General features: G+C 72.0%; 5 protein-coding genes. 3 read left to right on the top strand and 2 right to left on the bottom strand.

Annotated features, from left to right (window positions below; translation table 11 throughout):
* The coding region (mycP, locus tag M4J07_RS46440; RefSeq protein WP_255983185.1) for a type VII secretion-associated serine protease mycosin at window positions 1-1,184 on the bottom strand (1,184 nt) is incomplete at its 3' end.
* 68 nt (window positions 1,185-1,252) lie between these two features.
* The gene (eccB, locus tag M4J07_RS46435; protein ID WP_255983183.1) at window positions 1,253-2,782 is read right to left on the bottom strand and encodes a type VII secretion protein EccB; all 1,530 of its coding nucleotides are present in this window, start codon (window positions 2,780-2,782) and stop codon (window positions 1,253-1,255) included.
* Between the two features lie 454 nt (window positions 2,783-3,236).
* Between eccB and eccE the strand changes: the two genes are divergently transcribed.
* The 3 genes from eccE to M4J07_RS48625 all read left to right on the top strand — a co-directional run.
* The gene (gene eccE, locus M4J07_RS46430) at window positions 3,237-4,415 is read left to right on the top strand and encodes a type VII secretion protein EccE (protein ID WP_374215201.1); all 1,179 of its coding nucleotides are present in this window, start codon (window positions 3,237-3,239) and stop codon (window positions 4,413-4,415) included.
* The gene (locus M4J07_RS46425) at window positions 4,415-5,152 is read left to right on the top strand and encodes a hypothetical protein (protein WP_255983179.1); all 738 of its coding nucleotides are present in this window, start codon (window positions 4,415-4,417) and stop codon (window positions 5,150-5,152) included. The genes eccE and M4J07_RS46425 overlap by 1 nt, the downstream gene beginning before the upstream one ends.
* A gap of 380 nt (window positions 5,153-5,532) precedes the next feature.
* Window positions 5,533-5,665: SCO5717 family growth-regulating ATPase (locus M4J07_RS48625; RefSeq protein ID WP_374215202.1), on the top strand; the 133-nt coding region annotated here is incomplete at its 3' end.

The raw sequence follows: 5,665 nt of genomic DNA, 5'->3' as shown, positions 1-5,665 counted from the left end.
CCGCCGACCAGGACGTACGTGGCGAGGCGGCCGTTGCGTTCGTCGGGGGTCTCGCCGAAGTGGACCGGGAGGACCTCCGGGGGGTCGGCGTGGGCGACGCCCTCGTCGGGGCGCGGGGTCTCGATCGGGTTCTTCGGGTCGGCGATCTCGGTGACCGCGCGGACCGGGTCGACCACGCCCCAGCCGACGAGCCGGTCGTGGCCGGTGATGGAGCGTTCCGCGGTCTGCTCGATCTGGGCGACGACCTCCTGGGCCGACCAGTCCTTGTGGTGCTCCTTGAGAAGGGCCGCGACGGCCGCGACGTAGGGGGCCGAGAAGCTCGTCCCGTTGTCGGAGCAGTGGCCGCCCTTGGGGACCGTGGAGATCATGTCGACGCCCGGTGCGGCCACGCCGACGGAATTGCTCGACTGGGAGAACGCGGCGCGTTCGTTGTTGCGGTCGGAGGCGGCGACCGCGAGCACACCGTCGTACGAGGCGGGGTAGGTGTCCTTGACGTTGCCGCCGAGGCCGTCGTTGCCGGCCGAGGCGACGACCACGATGCCCTTGCCCAGTGCGGCGTTGACCGCGGTCTCCAGCTTGGAGCCGGGGGCCAGCGCCTTCTCCGTGTCCTGCGAGATGTTGATGACGTCGGCCTTCTCGGCGATCGCGTGGTCGATCGCCAGGGCGAGGGCGTCGGAGTCGCCGTGGCCCTCCGCGTCGTTCTGCTTGATGGGGATGATCGTCGCGTCGGGGGCCAGGCCCACGAAGCCCGTGCCGCTCGCCTTGCGGGCCGCGATGATGCCGGCGACGCGCGTGCCGTGGCCGACGACGTCCGTCGTCCCCCGCTCGTTGCCGCGGCCCTCGATCGGCTTGCCGTCGTCGTCCTTCTTGGGCAGGTAGTTGGCGCCGGCCCCGACGTCCACGGCCTTCGTCAGCTGCGGGTTCTTGACGTCCACGCCCGTGTCGATGACGGCGACGCGCACCCCCTTGCCGGTCGCGCTCTGCCACAGCTCGTCCAGGTTGACGCGCTGCAGCGCCCACGGCCTGCCCGCGTACTTCTTGCCGCCGAACGTGCACTGGCCGCTGTCCGCCGCGGCCGGAGTCGCCGGCAGGGCGAACACGGCCGCGGACGCCGTCAGCGCCGTGACCGCGGACACGGCGGCCAGACGCCGGCCGGCGTGCGTCAAGTTGCTGGTGATCGCCATGAGTTGGCCCTTTCCCCTGTTCCCCGCTGTTCCCCGCTGGTCCCGCGTGCTCGTGCCCGGCCGGTCCGCTACGAGCCCTGCGGCTGTCGCGCGGCGGCCTGGGAGAGTCGCGGGCCGGTGGGCAGGAACGACGCCCAGGTCGACGGGATCGGGGCCGGGTCCGAGTTGTCGTAGCCGAGGAGCTTGCGCGCGATCTCCGCCTCCTGCTGCTCCGCCTCGCGCTGCTTGGCCGTCGTGCCGATGCCCTGGTCGTCGGTGGCACTGTCGGCGTTCGACTGGAGGGCGTAGCGCAGGCCGGTGTCGGTGACCAGGAAGACGCCGCCCGCCTTGGTCTCGGTGCCCTGGAACTGGCGGAAGATCTGGCCGGAGCCGGGCGTCACGTACGCGCTGGAGGAGCCGGTGGGCAGGTCGGAGGGGAAGTCCGTGCCCGCCCACGTGGACAGGGTGGTGGTGCCGCTCTTCACCGACCGCAGCGTGTTGCAGACGGTGTTGCGGCCGCTGGTGGCGCTGGCGCCGTTGTTGACCGTCTTCGCGCCCCGCGTGGGCCACTTGGCGCCCTCGCCCTCGAACGGCGCGCTGCCCGCGACGGCGGCCGGGTTCACCTGCGCCGCGGAGCCCGTCGAGTTGACGTTCACCAACTGCTTGCTGTTGAGCAGGAGTTGGGAGGTGAACTCGGAGATGCGGGCCACCTTGCCCGGCAGCACCACGTAGTACTGCATCCGCGTGCCGTCCAGCGACTTCAGGACCGTGCCGACCTTGTCGTACCGGGCGTTGCCGCTGCCCGTGACGGCGTTCGCGGTCTGGCCCGCGTTGCCGGGGACCGTCGGCACGGAGACCGGCGTGCCCTCGTGCAGCGTCCGCAGCCACTCGCTGGAGACGCGCTGCGGGGCGCGCCCCTGGGTGTCGAGCGCGGTGAGCAGACCCTCCTGGGCCGGGTCGGTGATCGCGTAGGAGGTGCCGCGGGCGTCGACGACGTACTGCTTCTTCGTGACGGAGTCGGTCACGTACATCAGCTCGCCGCCGGAGAGCTTGTTCCGGCCCTCCGACTTGCCCCACTCCTTCTCGGCGAGGACGAAGGCGGCCTTCTGGATGGCGCGTCCGCCGTCGCTGGGGCGCTCGCACACCATCCACCGCTTCGCGGCCTCGGCCTCGGAGCTGGACGGCAGCCGGTCGGGGGCGTACGGAATGCCGAGCGTGGCGCCGTGCGGGGGCTTGCCGCTGTCGAGGACCTTCTCGTCGACGGTCACGACGTCGTCCGTGTAGTCCTTGAGCAGCAGCTTGGCCGACGCGGTGTTCAGAACGGGGTGCAGCTGCTTCTGGCCGTCGGTCTTCAGGACCACGTACCGCGTCGTCGAGTCGCTCGCGACGATGACGTTCTTCTGCGTCGTGTCCCATTCCTTCGGCGCGGTGGGACTGAACATCCCGATGCCGCCGAAGACCGCGAGGACCACGACCCCCACGATCGTGCCGGGCAGGACCGCGCGCAGCGGCCTCGGCGCGCCTTCCTCGGAGCCCGAAGGAGAGGGCTGCAGGAAGGACGCCAGAGTGCGGCGCTTCGCGAAGGTGTAGGCGTTGAGTTCGTCCCGCCGTGATGCCATCTGTGTCCGCTCTCTCCCCGTGCGGAGCCGTGGGGGCGATGTCCCCCGTCCTGGATCGGCTGACTGTCGGCTCGCGGCTTCCGGTTGTGGTCGCCTCGGATGCCGTGGCTGTCAGACCCGGCCCCTACTATGCCTGTTGCGACGTTGCGTGTGTGGCACGGGTAGGGTGCTGAGGCCTTCCTAGAGGCCCGCGGGGCCTTTACAAGGAGCCTTTGCGCATGGGATTTCGGGAGAGTTCGGGGGGTTTGGAGTGATGGCTTCCGCAGCGCGGACTCGATCACGGTCGCAATCGAGGTCACGATCGGGTGACCGTTCCCAGCAGGGGTCCCCCTCTCCTTCACACATGCCACACACGACTGCACAGAATTCCCTTACGGGGAATGCGGCGGCGCCTTTCCGGGGTGCGGTTTCCCCGCATTTGAAGTCGCGTTCCGGCCGTGGCGGATCGTTCGGCGTGCAGCGGCTCGTGATGATCGAGCTGGCCGCCGCGCTGGCCGTGGTCGGCTGGGTGATCAGCACCGTCGCGCTCATCGCCACGGGCTCGGTCGCCGCCCTCCTCCTGCTGCTCGCTCTCGTACGCCGCCGGGGCCGCTCCCTGCCGGAGTGGCTGGGCACCGTGCTCGCGCTGCGCGCCCGCAGGCGGCGGGCGGAGAGCACCCCGGTGCCGCCGGGCACCGAGCCGGGTCTCGCGCCCGCCGTGGAGTGCGACCCGAGCCTGCGCACGTACAGCCACAACCGCGGTGACGACCGGGACCAGCGCCCGGTCGGCATGGTCGGCGACGGAGGCTTCCTGACCGCCGTCCTCCAGGTCGAGTCCGACGCCACCGCCCTGCGGGCCGAGCGCAGCCGCCGCCCGCTGCCCGTCGCGCTGGTCCGGGACGCCCTGGAGGTGGACGGGATCCGCCTCGAATCGGCGCAGATCGTGCTGCACACCCAGCCCGCGCCCGCGCTGCACCTGCCCCAGCAGTCGGTGGCGGTGAGCAACTACGCGCCGTTGCAGGCCCAGACCGGCTCCCCCGCCGTCCGCATCACCTGGATCGCGCTGAAGCTCGACCCCGAGCTGTGCCCGGAGGCCGTGGCCGCGCGCGGCGGCGGTGTCGTCGGCGCGCAGAAGTGCCTGGCGCGGGCCGCGGAGCATCTGTCGAGCCGGCTGTCCGGCGCCGGGTTCCGGGCGAGCGTCCTGACCGAGGAGGAGCTCGTCGCGGCCGTGGCCACGTCCGCGTGCGCGAACCCGATGGTGACGGCGCAGGCCGGCCGGAGCGAGGCCCCGCAGCGGCGGACCGAGGAGTCGGGGCGCAGCTGGCGCTGCGACAACCGTCGCCACACCACGTACTGGGTGCGCCGCTGGCCCCAACTGGGCGCGCAGACCATCCAGTTGCCGCAGCTGGTCGCGCAGCTGACGACGGTGCCCGCCCTCGCGACGACGTTCAGCCTGACGCTCGCCCAGGGCGACCAGCAGGACGTGACGATGACCGGGCACATGCGGATCACCGGCCGCAGCGACAGCGAGCTGACGACGGCCCGGCGCGATCTGGAGCGGGCCGCGCGCCAGGTGCGCACCGGCCTCGTCCGTCTCGACCGTGAGCAACTGCCCGGCGTTCTCGCCACCTTGCCGCTCGGAGGAGCCCGCTGATGGCCATGACGACCCAGGTCGCCGAGATCGGCGAGCGACTGAAGACCGGCTTCGGCCTGCTCGGGCCGCGCCACCAGCGGCACGCCCTCCCCGTCGAGCAGCTCGACGCGCTGTCGCTGCCCATCGGGGACGACGGCGTGGTCGTCGGCGTGGACGCCGAGGGCCAGCCCGCCGTGATGGGCATCAACCGCCCGACGGCGTACGACATCGTGCTCATCGGCGGTCTGTGGACGGCGCAGGTGCTCGCGCTGCGGGCGGCCGCGACCGGGGCGCGGGTGGCCGTGGAGACCGGCCGCGCGCAGCAGTGGTCGCAGCTGGTGCAGGCGGTCGGCGGCGGGCAGTCGGGAATGACCGTGCACGACGTGGGCCGGGTGCCGCCGCAGGGTGCGTCGGCGGGCGGTCCGGTGCTCGTCATCCGGGACTGCGGCATGCGGCCGCCGCGCGGCCGGGTCGCCTCGGCGCCCTGGCAGTCGGTGCTGACGCTGCTGCCGTACCTGAGCCCGGTCGCGCCGCGGCTGATGCGGCAGGCCCGGCTGGTGGGCGTGCAGCGGGTGTCGCCGGACGAGGCGAGCGAGATCGGCCGGGTCATCGGGCTGCCGCGCGGTGAGTACGAGTCGCTGCCGACGCTGGCCGACGGTGTGACGCTGTGGTGCACCGACCGCGACCGGCAGTACGTGATGACGCAGGCGACGGACGCCGAGACCGGATTGTTGGGAACGGCACGCCGGATGGACTGACCCGGCCGGCGCCCGCCCGTCCCCTCGGGGCACGCGGGCGCACCCCCGGCGAACGCTCCGCGAACCACCGCCGATGTACGGGTAATTCGGGCATTGTCGGGCGTCGCCCCGCTGCGCCTTCGTCACGTTTTGGTGTACGTCCCCGGCAGTTGTTCGTGCCGTCGGGCCCGGCGTGACGCAGTGGACAGCCGCGACGGGGTGGACGGGCCTGCCGTGCACGCGGTTTTCGTGATTAGGCTGGGGCAGGACGTGTTTGCGTGTGCCCGCGTGCGGGTGGCAGGCAGATGAGTCAGGGGGTAGGGGGACAGCCCGGCGGATCGACGACAGGAACGGTCGCCCCCAGCACGGCATGAGGGTGCTCGACCACACCAGGAGGCATTGTGAACAGCGATCGGGACGGTATCCGCGGGGGCTGGGATTCACCCGTCGATGATCAGTCCGACGCGGAGTCCAGTGTCGAGATGACGGGCGAGTTCACCATCGACTACGCCCCTCCGGCCTGGTACACGCAGA

The sequence above is a fragment of the Streptomyces longispororuber genome (genome assembly GCF_024448165.1).
GTDB lineage: Bacteria > Actinomycetota > Actinomycetes > Streptomycetales > Streptomycetaceae > Streptomyces > Streptomyces longispororuber_A.
Note: the sequence above shows the minus strand (reverse complement) of the source record. Positions and strands in the feature narration are given on the sequence as shown.

Excerpts from the sequence above, each read along its gene's own strand:
- eccB (WP_255983183.1), bottom strand. The coding sequence starts at position 2,782 with ATGGCATCACGGCGGGACGAACTCAACGCCTACACCTTCGCGAAGCGC.
- M4J07_RS46425 (WP_255983179.1), top strand. The coding sequence starts at position 4,415 with ATGGCCATGACGACCCAGGTCGCCGAGATCGGCGAGCGACTGAAGACC.